This window comes from Nocardia sp. NPDC004860, from assembly GCF_040609015.1.
Classification (GTDB): Bacteria; Actinomycetota; Actinomycetes; order Mycobacteriales; family Mycobacteriaceae; genus Nocardia.
The window spans coordinates 875,920-893,043 of the sequence record NZ_JBEXJI010000001.1 but is presented as its reverse complement, the minus strand read 5'-3'; the positions used below and the strand labels follow the sequence as shown (position 1 = coordinate 893,043).

Annotated in this window: 15 protein-coding genes, 1 tRNA gene, 1 pseudogene and 1 riboswitch; of the genes and pseudogenes, 12 read left to right on the top strand and 5 right to left on the bottom strand. The window is 67.6% G+C overall.

Translation table 11 applies throughout. The features are described from left to right. Window positions 1-52 precede the first annotated feature (52 nt). The 9 genes from topA (at window position 53) to ABZV44_RS03825 (ending at window position 11,577) form a co-directional block, all read left to right on the top strand. The gene (topA, locus tag ABZV44_RS03865) at window positions 53-2,935 is read left to right on the top strand and encodes a type I DNA topoisomerase (protein WP_354831685.1); all 2,883 of its coding nucleotides are present in this window, start codon (window positions 53-55) and stop codon (window positions 2,933-2,935) included. 113 nt (window positions 2,936-3,048) lie between these two features. Next, complete coding sequence (locus ABZV44_RS03860) at window positions 3,049-3,555, top strand: DinB family protein (protein WP_354831537.1); 507 nt, start codon at window positions 3,049-3,051, stop codon at window positions 3,553-3,555. 42 nt (window positions 3,556-3,597) lie between these two features. Continuing rightward, window positions 3,598-4,812 carry a DNA polymerase III subunit delta' gene (locus tag ABZV44_RS03855; protein ID WP_354831535.1) on the top strand — a complete coding sequence of 405 codons (1,215 nt, stop codon included), beginning with the start codon at window positions 3,598-3,600 and terminating at the stop codon, window positions 4,810-4,812. 81 nt (window positions 4,813-4,893) lie between these two features. Further along, window positions 4,894-4,969, top strand: a tRNA-Thr gene (locus ABZV44_RS03850). 479 nt (window positions 4,970-5,448) lie between these two features. Beyond that, window positions 5,449-6,270 (top strand): FAD binding domain-containing protein, encoded by an 822-nt coding sequence (locus ABZV44_RS03845; protein WP_354831532.1) that lies wholly within the window; start codon window positions 5,449-5,451, stop codon window positions 6,268-6,270. A gap of 16 nt (window positions 6,271-6,286) precedes the next feature. Further along, entirely contained in the window at window positions 6,287-9,004 is a 2,718-nt protein-coding gene (locus tag ABZV44_RS03840) for a molybdopterin-dependent oxidoreductase (protein WP_354831529.1), read from the top strand. A gap of 15 nt (window positions 9,005-9,019) precedes the next feature. Further along, window positions 9,020-9,991 carry an antibiotic biosynthesis monooxygenase gene (locus tag ABZV44_RS03835; RefSeq protein WP_354831527.1) on the top strand — a complete coding sequence of 324 codons (972 nt, stop codon included), beginning with the start codon at window positions 9,020-9,022 and terminating at the stop codon, window positions 9,989-9,991. A gap of 18 nt (window positions 9,992-10,009) precedes the next feature. Next, the gene (locus ABZV44_RS03830; RefSeq protein ID WP_354831525.1) at window positions 10,010-11,095 is read left to right on the top strand and encodes a hypothetical protein; all 1,086 of its coding nucleotides are present in this window, start codon (window positions 10,010-10,012) and stop codon (window positions 11,093-11,095) included. Beyond that, a complete protein-coding gene (locus ABZV44_RS03825; protein ID WP_354831523.1) occupies window positions 11,095-11,577 on the top strand; it encodes a nucleoside deaminase in 483 nt (160 codons plus the stop codon). The genes ABZV44_RS03830 and ABZV44_RS03825 overlap by 1 nt, the downstream gene beginning before the upstream one ends. Before the next feature lie 36 nt (window positions 11,578-11,613). Here the strand turns inward: ABZV44_RS03825 and ABZV44_RS03820 are convergent, their stop codons facing one another. Further along, window positions 11,614-12,678 (bottom strand): diacylglycerol kinase, encoded by a 1,065-nt coding sequence (locus ABZV44_RS03820; protein WP_354831520.1) that lies wholly within the window; start codon window positions 12,676-12,678, stop codon window positions 11,614-11,616. A gap of 25 nt (window positions 12,679-12,703) precedes the next feature. Next, window positions 12,704-13,492 carry an SDR family oxidoreductase gene (locus tag ABZV44_RS03815; protein WP_354831517.1) on the bottom strand — a complete coding sequence of 263 codons (789 nt, stop codon included), beginning with the start codon at window positions 13,490-13,492 and terminating at the stop codon, window positions 12,704-12,706. A gap of 148 nt (window positions 13,493-13,640) precedes the next feature. Between ABZV44_RS03815 and ABZV44_RS03810 the strand changes: the two genes are divergently transcribed. From ABZV44_RS03810 to ABZV44_RS03800, 3 genes are all read left to right on the top strand, one after another. Beyond that, entirely contained in the window at window positions 13,641-14,270 is a 630-nt protein-coding gene (locus tag ABZV44_RS03810) for a TetR family transcriptional regulator (RefSeq protein ID WP_354831515.1), read from the top strand. A gap of 229 nt (window positions 14,271-14,499) precedes the next feature. Next, entirely contained in the window at window positions 14,500-14,952 is a 453-nt protein-coding gene (locus tag ABZV44_RS03805) for a DUF2752 domain-containing protein (protein WP_354831513.1), read from the top strand. 18 nt (window positions 14,953-14,970) lie between these two features. Then, entirely contained in the window at window positions 14,971-15,159 is a 189-nt protein-coding gene (locus tag ABZV44_RS03800) for a hypothetical protein (RefSeq protein ID WP_354831511.1), read from the top strand. Between the two features lie 16 nt (window positions 15,160-15,175). Here the strand turns inward: ABZV44_RS03800 and ABZV44_RS03795 are convergent, their stop codons facing one another. From ABZV44_RS03795 to ABZV44_RS03785, 3 genes and pseudogenes are all read right to left on the bottom strand, one after another. Next, window positions 15,176-16,489 (bottom strand): aminotransferase class V-fold PLP-dependent enzyme, encoded by a 1,314-nt coding sequence (locus ABZV44_RS03795; RefSeq protein ID WP_354831508.1) that lies wholly within the window; start codon window positions 16,487-16,489, stop codon window positions 15,176-15,178. A gap of 56 nt (window positions 16,490-16,545) precedes the next feature. After that, a riboswitch (SAM riboswitch) is annotated at window positions 16,546-16,659 on the bottom strand. A 63-nt stretch (window positions 16,660-16,722) separates the two neighbouring features. After that, window positions 16,723-17,037: a hypothetical protein gene (locus ABZV44_RS03790; protein WP_354831505.1), complete on the bottom strand. Its 315-nt coding sequence runs from the start codon at window positions 17,035-17,037 to the stop codon at window positions 16,723-16,725. Between the two features lie 33 nt (window positions 17,038-17,070). After that, window positions 17,071-17,118 (bottom strand): annotated as a pseudogene (locus ABZV44_RS03785) (hypothetical protein); the annotation flags it as partial. Window positions 17,119-17,124: the final 6 nt, after the last annotated feature.

Here is a 17,124-nt window from a genome sequence, read left to right as displayed (position 1 = left end):
AGCGCCGAACCCCCAGGCAGCGCCCGACCAGGGCCGTTCCCTGCGTCGTCTCGTGATTGTCGAGTCGCCGACGAAGGCCAAGAAGATCGCCCCCTACCTGGGCCGCGGCTATGTCGTGGAGGCCTCGGTCGGTCATATTCGGGACCTGCCGCGGGGTGCGGCGGATGTGCCCGCCAAATACAAAGGACAGCAGTGGGCTCGGCTCGGCGTGGATGTCGATCACGATTTCGAGCCCATTTATGTGGTCAGCCCCGATAAGAAGGGGAAGGTCAGCGAGCTGAAGAGCCTGCTGGCCGACGCCGACGAGCTCTACCTCGCCACCGACCCCGACCGCGAGGGCGAGGCGATCGCCTGGCACCTGCTGGAGACGCTCAAGCCCAAGGTGCCGGTGCGTCGCATGGTGTTCCACGAGATCACCGAGCCCGCCATCCAGGCCGCCGCGGCCGATACCCGTGAGCTGGACCAGGATCTGGTCGACGCGCAGGAGACGCGGCGCATCCTGGACCGGCTCTACGGCTACGAGGTCTCGCCGGTGCTGTGGAAGAAGGTCATGCCGCGGCTGTCGGCGGGCCGGGTGCAGTCGGTGGCGACGCGCGTCATCGTGCAGCGCGAGCGGGAGCGCATGGCGTTCCGGTCCGCGGAGTACTGGGATATCGCGGCCAAGCTCGACGCCGGCGGGCGCGGGCAGGAGGACGGCGGGAATCCGCGGGTCTTCGGTGCGCGGCTGGTCAGTGTCGAGGGCGCTCGCGTGGCGACCGGTCGCGATTTCGGATCCGACGGGCAGCTGAAATCGCAGGGTGTCGTCGTACTCGATGCCGGCTATGCGCAGCGGCTTGCGGAATCGCTGCACGGCGTGGATTTCACGGTTTCCTCGGTGGAATCCAAGCCGTACACGCGAAAGCCGTACGCGCCGTTCATGACCTCGACGCTGCAGCAGGAGGCCGCGCGCAAGCTGCGTTTCACCTCCGAGCGCACCATGCGGGTGGCGCAGCGGCTGTACGAGAACGGTTACATCACTTATATGCGTACCGACTCGACGACTTTGTCGGAGTCGGCGATTCAGGCGGCCCGGGCGCAGGCCACGCAGTTGTACGGTGCGGAATACGTGAGTCCCACGCCGCGGCAGTACACCCGCAAGGTCAAGAATGCGCAGGAGGCGCACGAGGCCATTCGGCCCGCGGGCGACACCTTTGCCACGCCGGGACAGTTGCATGCCAAGCTCGACGGCGACGAATTCCGTTTGTACGAGCTGATCTGGCAGCGCACGGTGGCCTCACAGATGCAGGACGCGCGCGGCACCACGCTGACGGTGCGCATTACCGGCATCGCGAACAGCGGTGAGGAGTGCGTGTTTTCGGCGTCCGGCCGGACGATCACCTTCCCGGGATTCCTCAAGGCGTATGTGGAGAGTGTCGACGAGGAGGCGGGCGGCCAGTCCGACGACGCCGAATCGCGGCTGCCGGCGCTGACCGAGGGCCAGCGCGTGACGGCCATCGAGCTCGAGCCGGACGGGCACACCACCAATCCGCCCGCACGCTTCACCGAAGCTTCGCTGATCAAGGCGCTGGAAGATCTCGGCATCGGCCGTCCTTCCACCTACTCCTCGATCATCAAGACGATTCTCGACCGCGGCTACGTGTACAAGCGCGGCAGCGCGCTGGTGCCGTCGTGGGTGGCGTTCGCGGTGATCGGACTGCTGGAGGACCACTTCGGGCGGCTGGTGGATTTCGACTTCACCGCGGCCATGGAGGACGATCTCGACGCCATCGCCGGCGGCCGCGAGCAGCGCGGAAACTGGTTGTCCTCCTTCTATTTCGGTGGCGATCACGGTGCCGAGGGTTCGGTGGCGCGGTCGGGCGGCCTGAAAAGGATGGTGGGCGAACGACTCGACGGCATCGACGCGCGAGAAGTCAACTCCATCAAGCTCTTCAGCGATGACGAGGGCCGCGATGTGGTGGTCCGGGTCGGCAAGTTCGGGCCGTACCTGGAGCGCATGGTCGTCAATCCCGATGACCCGGACGGGAATCCGGTGTCGCAGCGGGCCAATCTGCCCGACGATCTGCCGCCGGACGAGCTGTCGCCCGAGGTCGCGGAGAAGCTGTTCGCGACTCCGCAGGAAGGTCGCTCGCTGGGTACCGATCCGGCGACCGGGCACGAAATCGTCGCCAAGGAAGGACGTTTCGGCCCCTACGTCACCGAGATCCTGCCGGAGTCCGCGGAGGATCTGGACACCACGGCGAAGAAGCCCGCCAAGAAGGCGGCCGACAAGCCGAAGCCGCGTACCGGGTCGCTGTTCAAGTCCATGAGCGTGGAGTCGGTGACCCTGGACGACGCGCTCAAGCTGCTGTCGCTGCCGCGCGTGGTGGGTGTGGACCCGGACTCCGGGGACGAGATCACCGCGCAGAACGGGCGGTACGGGCCGTACCTGAAGAAGGGCACGGATTCGCGCTCGCTCACCGGTGAGGATCAGATCTTCACGGTGACGCTGGAGGACGCGCTCAAGATCTACGCCGAGCCCAAGCGGCGCGGCGGGCAGTCGGCCAGTGCGCCGCCGCTGCGTGAGCTGGGTGTGGACCCGGTGTCGGAGAAGCCGATGGTGATCAAGGACGGGCGGTTCGGCCCGTATGTCACCGACGGTGAGACCAATGCCAGCCTGCGCAAGGGCGACGAGGTCGAATCCATCACCGACGCACGGGCTTCGGAGCTGCTGGCGGACCGGCGGGCGCGCGGGCCGGTGAAGAAGGCCGCGAAGAAGACCGCCAAGAAGGCGGCCGCGAAGAAGACCTCGGTGGCCAAGACCGTGGTCAAGAAGGCGGCGGCGAAGAAGGCGGCGGCCAAGACGGCCGACGGCGTCACCACCAAGAAGGCAGCGGCGGCCAAGAAGACCCCGGCCAAGAAGGCGGCGGCGAAGAAGACCGCGGCCTCGCAGTCCTGACCTGATCGAAGCGCCCCCGTCACGACGGGGGCGCTTCGCTTTTCGGCCGCTGTGCCTGTCGGTGGCCTGCCGTAGCGTGTTATCCGGAACACGCACCAGCGGAAGGACATTCGATGACCGTCGACCACGAGCGTGAAGAACTGATCAAGATCCTGGACAGCCAGCGCGAGCTCTTCCGGATCACCGTCCGCGGAATCGACGACGAGCAGGCGCGCCAGCGCACCACGGTCAGTGAACTCACCCTCGGCGGTCTGCTCAGCCACGCGGTGAATATCGAGCGGCACTGGACCACCATCCTCGTCGAGCGCGACCCGAACTCCGAATTCGATGTCTCCCGAATGGATTCCGAGTATCGGCTGGACCCGGAACAGACGGTCGCCGGCCTGCTGGCCGAGTGGGAGGTGGTGGCCGAGCACACCGGTAAGCTGATCCGCGAGCTACCCAACCTCGAGGATTCGGTGCCGACGCCGACCGCGCCCTGGGCGCCGGAGCGGCAGTGGCTCACCGTGCGCTACATCCTGCTGCACATCTTCCGGGAGATCGCGCACCACTCCGGGCACGCGGACATCATCCGCGAGGCCCTGGACGGCGCGAACACGACATATCAGCGCGCGAACTGACTCCCGGCCGGGCTGTCGGGGATGGCGGCTAAGGTGGTCGGCGTGGCGGGTGTCTTCGATCGGCTGGTCGGCCAGGGTGCGGTCGAGTCCGAGTTGACGGCCGCGGCGGTGGCGGCGCGGGACGGGGCCGGATCGTCGTCGGCCATGACGCATTCGTGGTTGTTCACCGGGCCGCCCGGATCGGGGCGGTCGGTCGCGGCACTGTGCTTCGCGGCGGCGCTGCAGTGCACGGACGAGGGGACGCCCGGATGCGGGCGGTGCCACGCGTGCACGACCACCATGGCCGGGACCCACGGCGATGTGCGGCGGGTGGTGCCGGAGGGCTTGAGCATCGGCACCAAGGAGATGCGCGAGATCGTGCAGGTGGCGTCGCGGCGGCCGAGCACCGGGCGCTGGCAGGTGGTCGTGGTCGAGGACGCCGACCGGTTGACCGAGGCGGCGGGCAATGTGCTGTTGAAGGTGGTGGAGGAGCCGCCGGAACGCACGGTGTTCCTGCTGTGCGCGCCGTCGGTGGATCCCGAGGACATTTCGGTGACGCTGCGATCCCGGTGCAGGCACGTGCATTTGGCGACCCCGTCGGTGGATTCGATCGCGCGGGTGCTGCACGAGCGGGACGGTCTGGACCAGAAGACCGCGGGCTGGGCGGCCTCGATCAGCGGTGGACATGTCGGGCGCGCCCGGCGGCTGGCCACCGACGACCAGGCCCGGGCCCGGCGCAAACGAGCCCTGGCGCTGGTGACGGCGACCGCCCGGCCCGCAGCGGCGTATGCGGCCGCCGACGAACTGGTGAAGTCGGCCGATGACGAGGCCAAACAGGTCAGTGCCGAGCGCGACGGGAAGGAACGCGAGGAACTGGCCACCGCGCTGGGCGCGGGCGGCACCGGTAAGGGCACCGCCTCGGCCACCCGCGGTTCCGCCGGCGCGCTGAAAGACCTGGAGAAACGCCAGAAGTCGCGGGCCACCCGCACCGGGCGCGATGCCCTGGACCGGGCCCTGATCGATGTCGCGGGCCTGTACCGGGACGCGCTCGCGGTCCGATTCGGCGCGGCCACCGCGGACTCCTCCTCCGGAGTCACCCTCACCCACCCGGACATGGCCGACCAGATCCGGGAACTCGCGACCGATGTCCGCCCCGAGGGCCTGCTGCTCTCCATCCAGGCGGTGCTCGATTGCCGCGAGGCCCTCGAAACCAATGTGAAGCCGCGCTTCGCCCTCGCCGCCATGGCCGCGGCCCTGATCGCGGCCCGTTCCACCTGACCCGGGTGTGTCCCCGATCTCGCGAGCTCCCGTTTTCGCGATTCGGGCGCGAGACGATAGACTCGCACCGCCGGAAGGCACGCCGCCTTAGCTCAGTCGGTAGAGCGCTTCACTCGTAATGAAAAGGTCGGGGGTTCGATTCCCCCAGGCGGCTCCAAACAAGCAGGTGGAGAGCGAATCCCGCTCTCCACCTGTTGTCGTTTCGGGGTCCGGATCCGGTGCCGGTGGCACCGGGGAACCGCGCGGATCGAAATCGTCTGCCTGGCATGCGAACTCATTGCATGCGTGTGGAGGCTTGCCCTGTGTGATCATGACGCGCGCCGACCGTGGAACCCGGCGGCCGGTTGCGAAATACCGATCCGAATCCGGTCTGGCCGATGCGTCAGCTCCACGAAAGATCCAGGTCAACCCCGCCGTCTGCGCGTATCGTTGCGCGGCGGAGGTCGCCTGGTGGTCAACATCCACGGATATTGACAGTATCTCCCGCTCAATGTCAGTCTGGGGAAAACGTGATCATGATTCGTTGCGGACACATCACCCCGTGAACCCGGTGTGAGAAATATTCCCAGAATCGACCCGGAACTCTACGGTCAGTCTGTTCAGCAGCGCCTGACGGCGTGTCGACGGAGGGCTCGTATGGATCTGAACACCGTCGTCGACGTTCTCCGCCCGCCTTCCGGCCGGCCGGGTGCGGATTGGCACACCGGAGACGCGTGGCTGGCCGGCGGCACGTGGTTGTTCTCCGAGCCACAGCCGAATGTCCACCGACTGGTCGACCTCACCGAACTCGGCTGGCCTCACCTGGTGGCCGACAGCGAGGGCCTCGAGATCGGCGCGACGTGCACGATCAGGGAGCTGCACGAGTTCGCACCGCCGGATGGCTGGCCGGCGGGCAGTCTGCTGCGCAGCAGCTGTGAGGCCCTCCTGGCGTCGTTCAAGATCTGGAATGCCGCGACGGTGGGCGGCAATATCTGCATGTCCCTGCCGGCCGGGCCGATGATCACCCTGACCGTGGCGCTCGAGGCGACCTATCGCGTGTGGGCCGCGGACGGAACCGAGAGAACGATCGCGGCGAAGGATTTCGTCCTCGGCAACCATCGAAATGCGCTGTGGCCCGGGGAAATCCTGCGTAGTGTGCACATTCCCGGTGACGCTCTGCGCAAGCGCCACACGCACCGGCGATTCACACTGACCAAGCTCGGCCGTTCCACAATATTCATGGTCGCGACCCAGACGCCGGGCACCCGTGATCTGCTGCTCACCATCACGGCGGGTACCACGCACCCGGTTGTGCTGCGGTTCGACACCGTGCCCGACGCCGACACCCTGCAGGGCCACATCGACGCGATACATGCCGATGTCTGGTTCGCCGACCCCAACGGCACCCCGGGTCACCGTAAGCACCTGGCGAAGCACTATGCCGAGGAGATCCGGGTCGAACTTGGCGGCCTGCGGTGACATCCGGAGGCTTGCGATGAGCTATATCGTCAACGGGAAGACGTTCTCCCAGGAGCCGCGACCCGGTCAGTGCCTGCGGACCTTTCTGCGGCACCTGGGCTGGTTCGGGGTGAAGAAGGGGTGCGACGCCGGTGACTGCGGCGCATGCACGGTCTGGCTCGACGGTCGTCCGGTGCACAGTTGTCTCACGCCGGCGTTCCGTGCCGACGGGCATGAGATCACGACGATCGAGGGGCTCGGTTCACCCGAGGACATGCACCCGATGCAGCGGCAGTTCCTCGAGGCCCCGGGATTCCAGTGCGGCTTCTGCACAGCCGGGATGATCATGACGGCATCCGCCCTCACCGACGCGCAGAAGCAGGACCTGCCGCACGCGTTGAAGGGAAACCTGTGCCGCTGCACCGGCTATCGGGCAATCGAGGACGCGATCAACGGCGTGGCCGGTATCGAAGTCGCCGCACCGGGCCGGGCGATCGGCACCAGTGTCGGCACGCCGGCCGGGGCCGACGTGGTGACCGGGCGCGCCGAGTACACGATGGACACCGAACTGCCCGGGATGCTCCATCTGAAGGTGCTGCACTCACCCCATGCCCATGCGCGCATCGTCTCCATCGACAAGTCCGCGGCGCTGGCCGTGCCCGGAGTGCACCGCGTGTACACGTGGGAAGACGTGCCCCGGAGGCTGTTCTCCACCGCGATCCACACCGATCATCTCGTCGACCCCGACGACACCTACATCCTGGACAATGTGGTGCGCTTCGTCGGCCAACGGGTGGTCGCGGTGCTGGCCGAATCGATCGGCGCCGCGGAGGAGGGCTGTCGCAAGGTCGCCGTCGAGTACGAGGTGCTGCCGGCGGTATTCGATCCCGAGCAGGCGATGCAATCCGGTGCGCCGCAGCTGCACGGATCCCACGATCCGTTCGTGCAGGACCCCGTGCACAACATCCTCGTCGAGTTACACGGCGAAATCGGTGATGTCGCACAGGGATTCGCCGAAGCCGATGTCATTCACGAAGGCACGTACTTCTCACCGCGGGTGCAGCATGCCCATCTGGAGACGCACGGTTCGATCGCCTGGATGGAAGCGGGCCGGCTGCATGTGCGGACCAGTTCGCAATCGCCGTGGATCGCGAAAGGGAAGCTGGCCCATCTGTTCGGCCTGCGACCCGATCGGATTCGGGTGTTCTGCAAGCGCGTCGGCGGCGCCTTCGGCGGCAAGCAGGAAGTGATCAGTGAAGATCTGGTGGCGCTGGCGACGCTGGACACCGGCCGGCCGACGTGTCTGGAATACACGCGCGAGGAGGAGTTCACCACTGCCTCACCGCGACATCCGATGAAGATCACGGTGAAGCTGGGGGCGCGGTCCGACGGAACACTGACCGCTGTCGAGTTCCGCAATGTCTCCAATACCGGCGCCTACGGCAACCACGCCGGGGAGACGTTGTTCGCCGGAGGCGGCGCGATCGCGCTGTACCGCTGTCCCAACAAGAAATTCGACGGCTACTCGGTCTACACCAACACCGTGCCCAGCGGCGCACTGCGCGGCTACGGCATGACCCAGCCGGTCTTCGCGGTGGAGTCGGCGATGCACGAGCTGGCCGTCGCCCTCGGCATGGATCCGCTGGAGCTGCGCCGCCGCAATATCGTGCGGCCCGGTGACGCGTTGCTGTCGATCGAGGACGAGGCCAATGACGTAGCGTTCACGGAGGATGGACTGGCCGCGTGCATCGACCGGGTCGACGCCGCGCTGCGTGCCCACCCCGACGGGCAGGCGCCGGGGGAGGACTGGCAGATCGGCACCGGCACAGCCACATCGATGCACGAAACCGCACCACCGACCGAACATGTCTCGGTCGGGCTGGCCACCCTCGGCGACGACGGCATCTATGAGATCGCCGTGGGCACTGTGGAATTCGGTGAGGGGACACCGACGGCGCACGTTCAGATCGCCGCGGCCGAGCTGGGCACCACGCCGGCCCGGATCAGGCTCGTCCAGGCCGACACCGACCGCACGGGTTTCGACACCGGCGCATTCGCGAGCGCGGGTCTGTCCGTGGCCGGCAATGCGGTGCAGCGGACGGCCGCGGCATTGCGCGACCGGATTCTGCGCTTCGCCGCCACGCATACCGGGGTCGACTTGGCCTCGTGCGCCATGGATGACGATGCCGTGCGCTGTGGCGACACCCGCATCGGATTGACCGAATTGGCGGCGGCCGCCCGCCGCCGGGGTACGCGGTTGACCGAATCGCGCAAGGCATACGGGTCGCCGCGCAGCCTCGCCTGCAACACGCAGGCCTTCCGAGTCGCGGTGCATCGCGTGACCGGTGAGATCCGGGTCCTCTACAGCGTGCAGGCCACCGACGCCGGGGTGATCATCAATCCCGCACAGGTGCGCGGTCAGATCGAAGGCGGTGTGGCCCAGGGCCTCGGCTTCGTGTTGACCGAGAACTATCTCGTCGACGAAAACGGCGTCATGACCAATCCGACGCTGCGCAACTACCGCATACCGACCTACGCCGACACTCCCCGCACCGAGGTGATCCTGGTCGGCTCGACCGACTCGGTGGGTCCGGCGCGGTCCAAAGGGATTGCCGAGTGCTGCATCAACCCGGTCGCACCGGCACTCGCGAACGCGGTATATGACGCGACCGGAGTCCGATATCGCGAGCTGCCGCTCACTCCCGACCGCATCTTCGGGTCCCTGCGACCGGTCCGGTTGACCTCGACCGGCTGAGTGCCGGAGACATCGATGACCCACGAGCAGTCGGCCATCAACGCCGCCACCGTCATCATCGGAGAAACGGTGCGGCCCGGCTGCGAAAAAGCTTTCCTGTCCTGGCAGCACGGGCTGAACAGCATGGCGTCGCGCTATCCGGGATTCATCGCCGCCGAGGTCAACCCGCCGACAGCCGTGCAGCCGCACTGGTCGGTGATCTACCGCTTCGACTCGATCCCGAATCTGCGCGCGTGGATCAACAGCACCACGCGTCAGGACCGGCTCGCCGAAGGACGGCGCTACCTCGAGGGCGCGCCCACGCAGCAGATCGTGACGGGCGGGGCCGCACCCCCGGACACCCTCGTCACGGCCGTGGTGACCCATCGGGTCCCGCCCGAGCACATCGACGAGTTCCTGGCCTGGCAGGAGCGACTTCGGTTGGCGGAAAACAAGTTTCCGGGCTTCCGCGGTGCCGAGATCTTCCGGCCGATCGAGGGCGTGCAGGACGAGTGGACCATGCTCTACCGCTACGACACCGCCGCTGACCTGGACGGGTGGCTGACCTCGGCCGAGCGCCGGCAGTTGCTCGACGAAGGAAAGCGGTTCGGCGACTTTCGATTACGCACGATCGACAACTCGTTCGGCAGCTGGTTCGCGTTCGATGAACCCGGGGGCCGGGCGCGGACGCCGTCGCGGACGAAGACGTCGATCGCGGTGTGGGTCGGCCTGTATCCGACGGTCGTGCTGCTCACCTTGGCGCTGGCGTGGGCGCGGCTCCCGCTGTGGCTGGGCATGGCGATCGGCAACCTGTTGTCCAGCTTCGTCATGACCTTCGTGACGATGCCTCGCTATGTGAATCCATTGCTCGAACGGTGGCTGCACCCGGACCCTGAAGCGCCGACCACGGCAACCAACGTGCGGGGCGCCCTGTTGATCGCCGCGGTGATGGTCTTCTGGGCGGTCGTGTTCTGGCTGGTGACCGTCGTGTTCTGGAAATTGCCGTGAGAAGGAGGAGTGATCGTCATGGCCGAATCCAATGGCCACACAGTCCCGGAATTCATGCGCCCGGTCGTCGCCGACGAGCCGCCCGCGAGTGCGCGCACCGTCGCCGAGCACGCGGTCCTCGCGCTGAACGAGTCGATGTTGCAGCTCTACGAAACATCCCTGGTGAAATTCAAACAGAACATGCGCGACCAGGTGCCCATCATCCTGGCGCTGTTCACCGGCGAAGGCGGGCAGATGATCCTCTACCGGCCCGGGCGGGAGCCCGAATACGCACCGCCGGTGCCGATCGTGTACCAGCTGGCCAAGTCGGTGGGGCACAGCACCATGGCCGTCTACGAGATCGTCTCACCGTACCTGTTCGACGCGTACGCGAATCAGCTGTGGCGAGCCCCGCTCGAGATGTATCGGGCGCAGCATCGGCCGGCCCTCGAAGGCCTTGACGCCCTGGATATCTCCGAGGACGATCGCTCCCTCCTCCGCACCATTCTGCAGCGCAATCTGACGTTCATGGACGAGTGTCTCGCGCAGGGTGGTTACAGCTACGACGAGGTCGAGAAGTACATCCGCGGCGTCGTACCGTATTCGGCCAAGTCGATCGGCATCGGCTCGAGCGCCCAGGTGGGCCATTGGATGAACGTCATCGAAGGGTGGAAGGAGCAACTCGGCACGGCCTGGGAGCGCACCTACGCGGTCAGCAATTCGCTGTACATCGCACGGCAGAACAACATCCTGTACAGCATTCTCGTCCAATTCATGGGCACCGAGACGATGGGTGACCGGTTGCTGCTCGTCGAGACACCGGAATTCGAGACCACACCCGAGAAGATGCTCGACGTGCTCGGCCGCATCGTCGCCGACCGTTCACTCGGCATGGTCTTCTTCCGCGACTACTTCCTGATGGACGTCGAATTGCTCGGCGGTGGCGGCCGGGCGGCCATCGAGCGGGAGATGGCCAAACGGGGCAGGAAGGCATTGCTGCCGACTCTGGCGCCGTTCCATTCCAACGATTGGCCGTGGAAGACGGACCCGGCCAAGGGAACCGGCCCGGCGCGGATGGAAGACGTTGCCGCGGGCGCGGTGATCCGCCCGGAATCGGTCGGCTGATGACGGATTCGACCAGGGATTTCGTGCAGCGCGCCATCGAGATCGCGCGTGCCAGCGTCGCCGAGGGCGGACTGCCGTTCGGGACCGTCGTCGTCAAGGACGGTGAAATCCTCGCCGAAGGCCGGAATTGCGTCCCGGCGACTCACGACCCGACCGACCACGCGGAGATTCGCGCCATCCGCGAGGCGTGCCGGAAGCTGGGTACGGAGTACCTGACCGGATGCACGGTGTACGCCATCGCCCATCCGTGCCCGATGTGTCTGGCGGCGCTGTATCACTGCGCGCCCGATCAGGTCGTTTTTCTGGCCACCCGCGAGGATTGCGCGCCATATATGGCAGGCGGAAACGACAAGTACTTCGAACCTGGCACCTTCTATGACGAGATTGCCAAGCCCTGGGACCAGCGGCGTCTGCCCATGCGCTACCAGCCGCGCGATGACGCCATCGCGGTGTACAAGCTCTATCTGGAACGACAACGGTGAGGACCGTTGTCGATCCTCACCCTTGTCGTCGGGGGATCAGGAGACCAGGCCGCGGCCGGTGGTCAGGGGGAGATCCATGGCGGTCAGCAGGCCGGGGCGGGCTTGGACCACCGCGGGGATGGCGCTGACCAGGCGGGCCGCGGTGCCGACGACGCCGGCTTCGGCGTGGTCGCCGTTGCTGTAGAGCTGGAGGTCGAGGAGGTAGTCGGGTTCGCCCTTGACTTCGACTCGGTAGCAACCCTTTCCGGCCGGTTGGGGCCAGTCGGGGGCGAGGTCGGGGTGCAGGCGGGTGGTGTGTTCCAGGGTGAGGACCTCGCGGCCCTTGCTGATGCCGTGCACCTGGAAGCGGAGGGCGGCGGCGGTGCCGGCGGCGATGGTGCGACTGCCCACCTTCAGCTCTTCGCTCGCGGGCAGGCGCTCGAAATGCTGTGTGACGGAGTCGAGTTCGATGTCGAGGGCGGCGGCCAGCTGGCGGATGACACTGCCCCAGGCGAGGGTGAGGACGCCGGGCTGGAGCAGCAGCGGCAAGTCGTCGAGGGCGCTGCCGAAGCCCATGATGTCGAACAGGACCTTCGGATTGTCGTAGGTGGAGTAGTCCATCACCTCCGAGCAGATGATCTTGTCGATGCGCTCGGAGCCGCTCGACAGCAGCAGCGGCAGCCAGTCATTGGCCCAGCCGGGGTCGATGCCGTTCACCCACAGGGAGGCGCCGCCCTCGTTGGCCGCCTCCACGATCGGGGCGATGGCCTCGTCGGGGAGGGTGCCGTAGGGGAACTGCAGGAAGACGGGGCTGCTGGAGACGACATTGATGCCGGCGCGGAGGAAGGTCTTCAGATCCTCCACCGCCTCCATCAGGCGGTCGTCGGCCATGGCGGTGTGGACGATGCAGTCGGGCTTCAGGGCCAGGAGCGCCTCGGCGTCCTGGGTTGCGGTGACGCCGATCTCGCGGTCGAGACCGGCCAGCTCGCCCGCGTCCTTGCCGGCCTTGGCGGCGCTGGAGACCCAGACGCCGACCAGGTCGAGCTCGGGGCGGGCGATGATGGAGCGCAGGGTGCGGCGGCCGACATTGCCGGTGCTCCACTGGACTACGCGGTACTTCATGGGAAAACTCCTGCGGCGCGGCGGATTACAGGTCGGGAATGGGAAGGTCCAGGTTGGGTGCGGCGATGCCGCCGTCCACCTCGAGCACCTTGCCGGTGATGTAGCCGCCCGCGCGTGAGCTCAGGTAGACGATCGCGGCGGCGATCTCCCAGGGCTCGCCGAGCCGGTGCAGCGGGGTGGCGTCCTCCATTTGCTGCTTGATCTCCGGTTGCTGCGCAACGACTTCCAGCGCGGAGGTGAGCACCGAGCCGACCGCGATGGCGTTCACCCGGATGCGGGGGGACAGGTCGGCGGCGGCCAGCCGGGTCCAGTGCGCGAGGGCGGCCTTGGCGGTGCCGTAGGCGAGGAAGCCGCGGCCGGGGGAGCGGCCCATCATCGAGGAGATATTGACGACCGAGCCGCCGTCGTTCTTCAGCATGTGCGGCACCGCGGCCTGGGTGAGGGCGTGCGCGGTGGAGACATTGAAACGGAATGCTTCCTCGAGGAATTCGGGGGTGGTGGTGAGGAAGGTGTTGGGCATGGTGCCGCCGACATTGTTGACCACGATGTCGATGCGGCCGAGTTCGGCGGCGGTGGTTTCGGCCAGCGCGGTGACGGCGGAAAGATCCGACAGGTCCGCGGGGACCGTGATGGCGCGGCGGCCGAGCGCGTGGATCTTGCCCGCCACCTCGTCGAGCTGAGCGGCGGTGCGGGCCGAGATGGCCACGTCGGCACCGGCTTCGGCGAGGGCGAGCGCGGTGGCGGCGCCGATGCCGCGGCCCGCGCCGGTCACGACGGCGACGCGGCCGTCCAGTCGGAAGGTGTCCAGGATCATCGCGAATTCAGTCCTTCTGGGAGTGACGACAGTCACAAGCAGCTTTAAGCATTTATTCTTAATCGTCAAGGAGAAGTTCTTTATCCGCTGGTGAGCACTACAGTGCAGACTGTGGCAAGGATCGACAGGTAGCAGTGACGGTGTCCGAATGGCAGTGACAGAAGCGCGCGAGCGCATCATTCTCGCGGCGGAGCAGCTGATCGCCGAGCGGGGGCAGGCGGTGCCGCTGCGCGATATCGCGGCAGCCGCGGGACAGCGGAACAACTCGGCGATCCAGTACCACTTCGGTTCCCGCGACGGGCTCATCGAGGCCGTGGTCGAACACCGGCTCGCCACCCTCGAGGTGCGGCGGCTGGAACTGCTGGCCGAACAGGCCGGAACGGGTGCGACCGGCGTGCACGACCTGCTGGAGGCGCTGGTCATTCCCATGCTCGAGCTGAGCGACCGGCACGGGATCAATCACTACGCGCGGTTCCTCGAACAGATCCACACCCATCGGGCCGTCACCGACGCGGCCAATCTGGAATCCGCGCGGCGCACCTCGGTACGGGTGATCATGCAGCAGCTGGAGCGGGAACTCACCGACCTGCCGAAACGGTTGCGGCTGCGGCGGTTACGCGCCCTGCCGACCGTGCTGTTCGCCTTGCTGGCCGACCACGAGCGGGCCGTGGAGGCCGGGCGGGTGGCCGCGGGGGACGTGACGGCGTGGGGGGAGATCGTGGACATGCTCGCGGGGGTGCTGACCGCGCCGGTGGTGGAGCGCGCGCCGATTCGCTGACGCCGGAACGCGAACGGGCCCGCCCCGGATCGAATCCGGTTCGGGCCGTTCGGAAACCGAGCGCGGTGGACTACCCGCCGGTGTGTGCACGGGTGCGGCGGTCCGCTCGTTCTCCCGCCTCTTCTCGAGCGCGAACCAGAGGCCGCCGCTGACGAGATGTCGGCCGGCAGGCCGATGAGGCCGAAAGCCCGGTCGACGACTTGTGGTGGTACGGCTACCGTTGATGGTCGTGGACACCACGGCAGCAGCAGTCATGGAAACGCCCGCCCGGCCGCGGCGGCTCGGCGTCGGGCTACCGCTGCTGACCGGTGGGGCGGTGGCCGGCGGGCTGGCGTTGCTGCACTTCCGGGATCCGCATGTGCAGGGGGCGTACGGAGTGTGCCCGTTCTACGAACTGACCGGATACTGGTGCCCCGGCTGCGGCGGGTTGCGCGGGCTGCACAACCTCACCGATGGCCGGATCCTCGACGCCATCCACAGCAATGTGCTGCTGCTCCCGCTGGCTCTGGGCTTCATCGCCTGGTGGGGCGCCTGGGTGGTGCGCGGATGGCGGGGCAATCCGGTGCCGCCGCGACTACCGCAGGTGCTGCCCAGGTACGCGGTGTGGGTGGCCCTGGCATTTCTCCTGGTCTTCACGGTTGTGCGGAACACACCGTGGGGTAGTTGGATCGCGCCGGTTTAGGCGGGGCATGCTCTGTTTATGAGCGATTCGCTGAAGGAACGCGTGCGGCAGAAGCTGATCCGGCAGCTCGAAGAGGATGGGCCGCCGGACCCCGATCAGGAGGACACCCGGCAGCTCGCCGTCCAGGTCGACCTCGATGCGCTCGACGCGGTGACCGACGACGATCCACTCGTCGAGGTGCTCGCGGCCCGCTACATGGTGCCCTGACCGGTTCCCGGCCGGTTCAGAAACCGCAGGCAGCCCCACCCTCGGCCGAACTGCCGAAGGGACGGGTCTCGGGGACCGGGTTCCAATGTCCTTCGGTGCGGGCGTAATTCCACGCCGGGCCGCGCGCCACCAGGGTCGCGATGGCCTCGACGAGGCGGTCGACATCGGCGGCGGTGGTGCCCAGGCCGATGCTGGCGCGCAGGGCGGCATCGACACCGAGACGGGACAACAGCGGGTGGGCGCAGAAGCGGCCGTCGCGCACCCCGATGCCGTGCTCGGCGGAGAGGTAGGCGGCCACCTGGCCGGGCTCGAAGCCGTCGACGGTGAACGCGACAATGCCGACCGCGTCGGTGCTGTCGCGCCAGATCCGCAGGAAGTTCACGCCCGGAACGGTTTTCAGGCCGTAGCGGAGGCGGTGGGTGAGGTACTGCTCGTGCTCGATCACGGTGGTCTCGTCCAGCTCGGCGAGGGCATCGCAGGCCGCGGCCAGGGCGGCGACGCCCAGCACGTTCGGGGAACCGGCCTCGTGGCGCTGCGGGGCGGGAGCCCATTCGACGCTCTCGGTGCTCACCGCGCGCACCGCGCCGCCGCCGGCCAGGTAGGGCTGGGCCGCGTCCAGCCAGTCCCGGCGGCCGACCAGCACGCCCGCGCCGAACGGGGCGTAGGTCTTGTGGCCGGAGAAGGCCAGGTAGTCGATGCCGGTGGTGCGCAGGTCGATTCGGCGATGCGGGGCCAGCTGGGCGGCGTCCACCAGGATGCGGGTGCCGCACTGGTGGGCGATCCAGGCCAGCCGCTCCAGCGGCAGCAGTTCGCCGGTCACATTGGAGGCGCCCGTAACCGCCAGCAGCGCAGCGGGTTTCGAGCACAGCTCGGCGACCAGGCGCTGGATGGTCTCCTCGATGGTGTCCGCGACCGGAACCACCCGGCGGCCGCGCCGGGTCCAGGGCAGCAGGTTGGCGTGGTGCTCGACGTCCAGCACCACGGTGTCACCGGGCACGCAGGCGGCGAGCAGGTTCAGTGAGTCGGTGGTGTTGCGGGTGAAGACCACCACCTGGTCCTCGGCCGCGTTCAGGAAGCGGGCGACCGAACCGCGGGCCGACTCGTAGCAGTCGGTGGAGACCCGGGAGGCGTACCCCGCGCCGCGGTGCACGCTGGCGTAGTAGGGCAGCAGGTCCGCGACCCGGTCGGTGACCTGCCGCAATGCGGGTGCGCTGGCGGCGTAGTCGAAGTTGGCGTAGCCGGCCGTCCCGCCCTGGACCAGTGGGACCCGCAGGTCACAGCCGGAGACATCGGCGAGGGCGGCACAGGTCTGGTCGGCGATAGCAGTCATCACGAAATCCCGTCGGGTTCATGGACACGCGATCGGGAAAATAGAAATCGATCGAGAGTCCGCGCTTGCCGCGCCCGGTCGGGCGTCGGCCCGGTCGTCACCCGGAGCACCCCACCGCGGAGGAGGGTTGCCGACCAGCAAGCCGGGGCTTCGCGCTGGTACTCATGACCTGATTGCAGAGATTGGCAGACGGCTCGCGGGCTTGTCAACCCCGCCGGGTCGTGGCGCCGCCGTCACGATTTGCGAGCCGCCACGCAGCGTTCGAGGTCGGGCACCCGGACGTCGCGCCCGATCGGGTCGAGATAGCTGGCGGTGTACTCCGGTCCGCCCGCTTGCTCGACCTCGTACCAACCGTAGTCGGCCAGCAGTGCCGGGACCTGGTCCGGATGCAAACCGAAGGTCCAGAGTCGTTGCCGTGCTACGAATCTGCGGTAGGTGGCGGCGCAGCCCTGAAGGTTGGTGCCGTCCAGAAAGTCCTGCCGGATGTAGCTGAAGATGAGCTCGCTGCCGGTCGGAGCCTCGGCGAGAGCTGAAAATGTCGCGCGCACAGCGGGTTCGGTCAGGTACTGCGTGACGCCCTCCCAGGGGAAGAGGGTCCTCGCGTCCGCGCGGTAGCCGTGCTCGGCCAGCGCGGT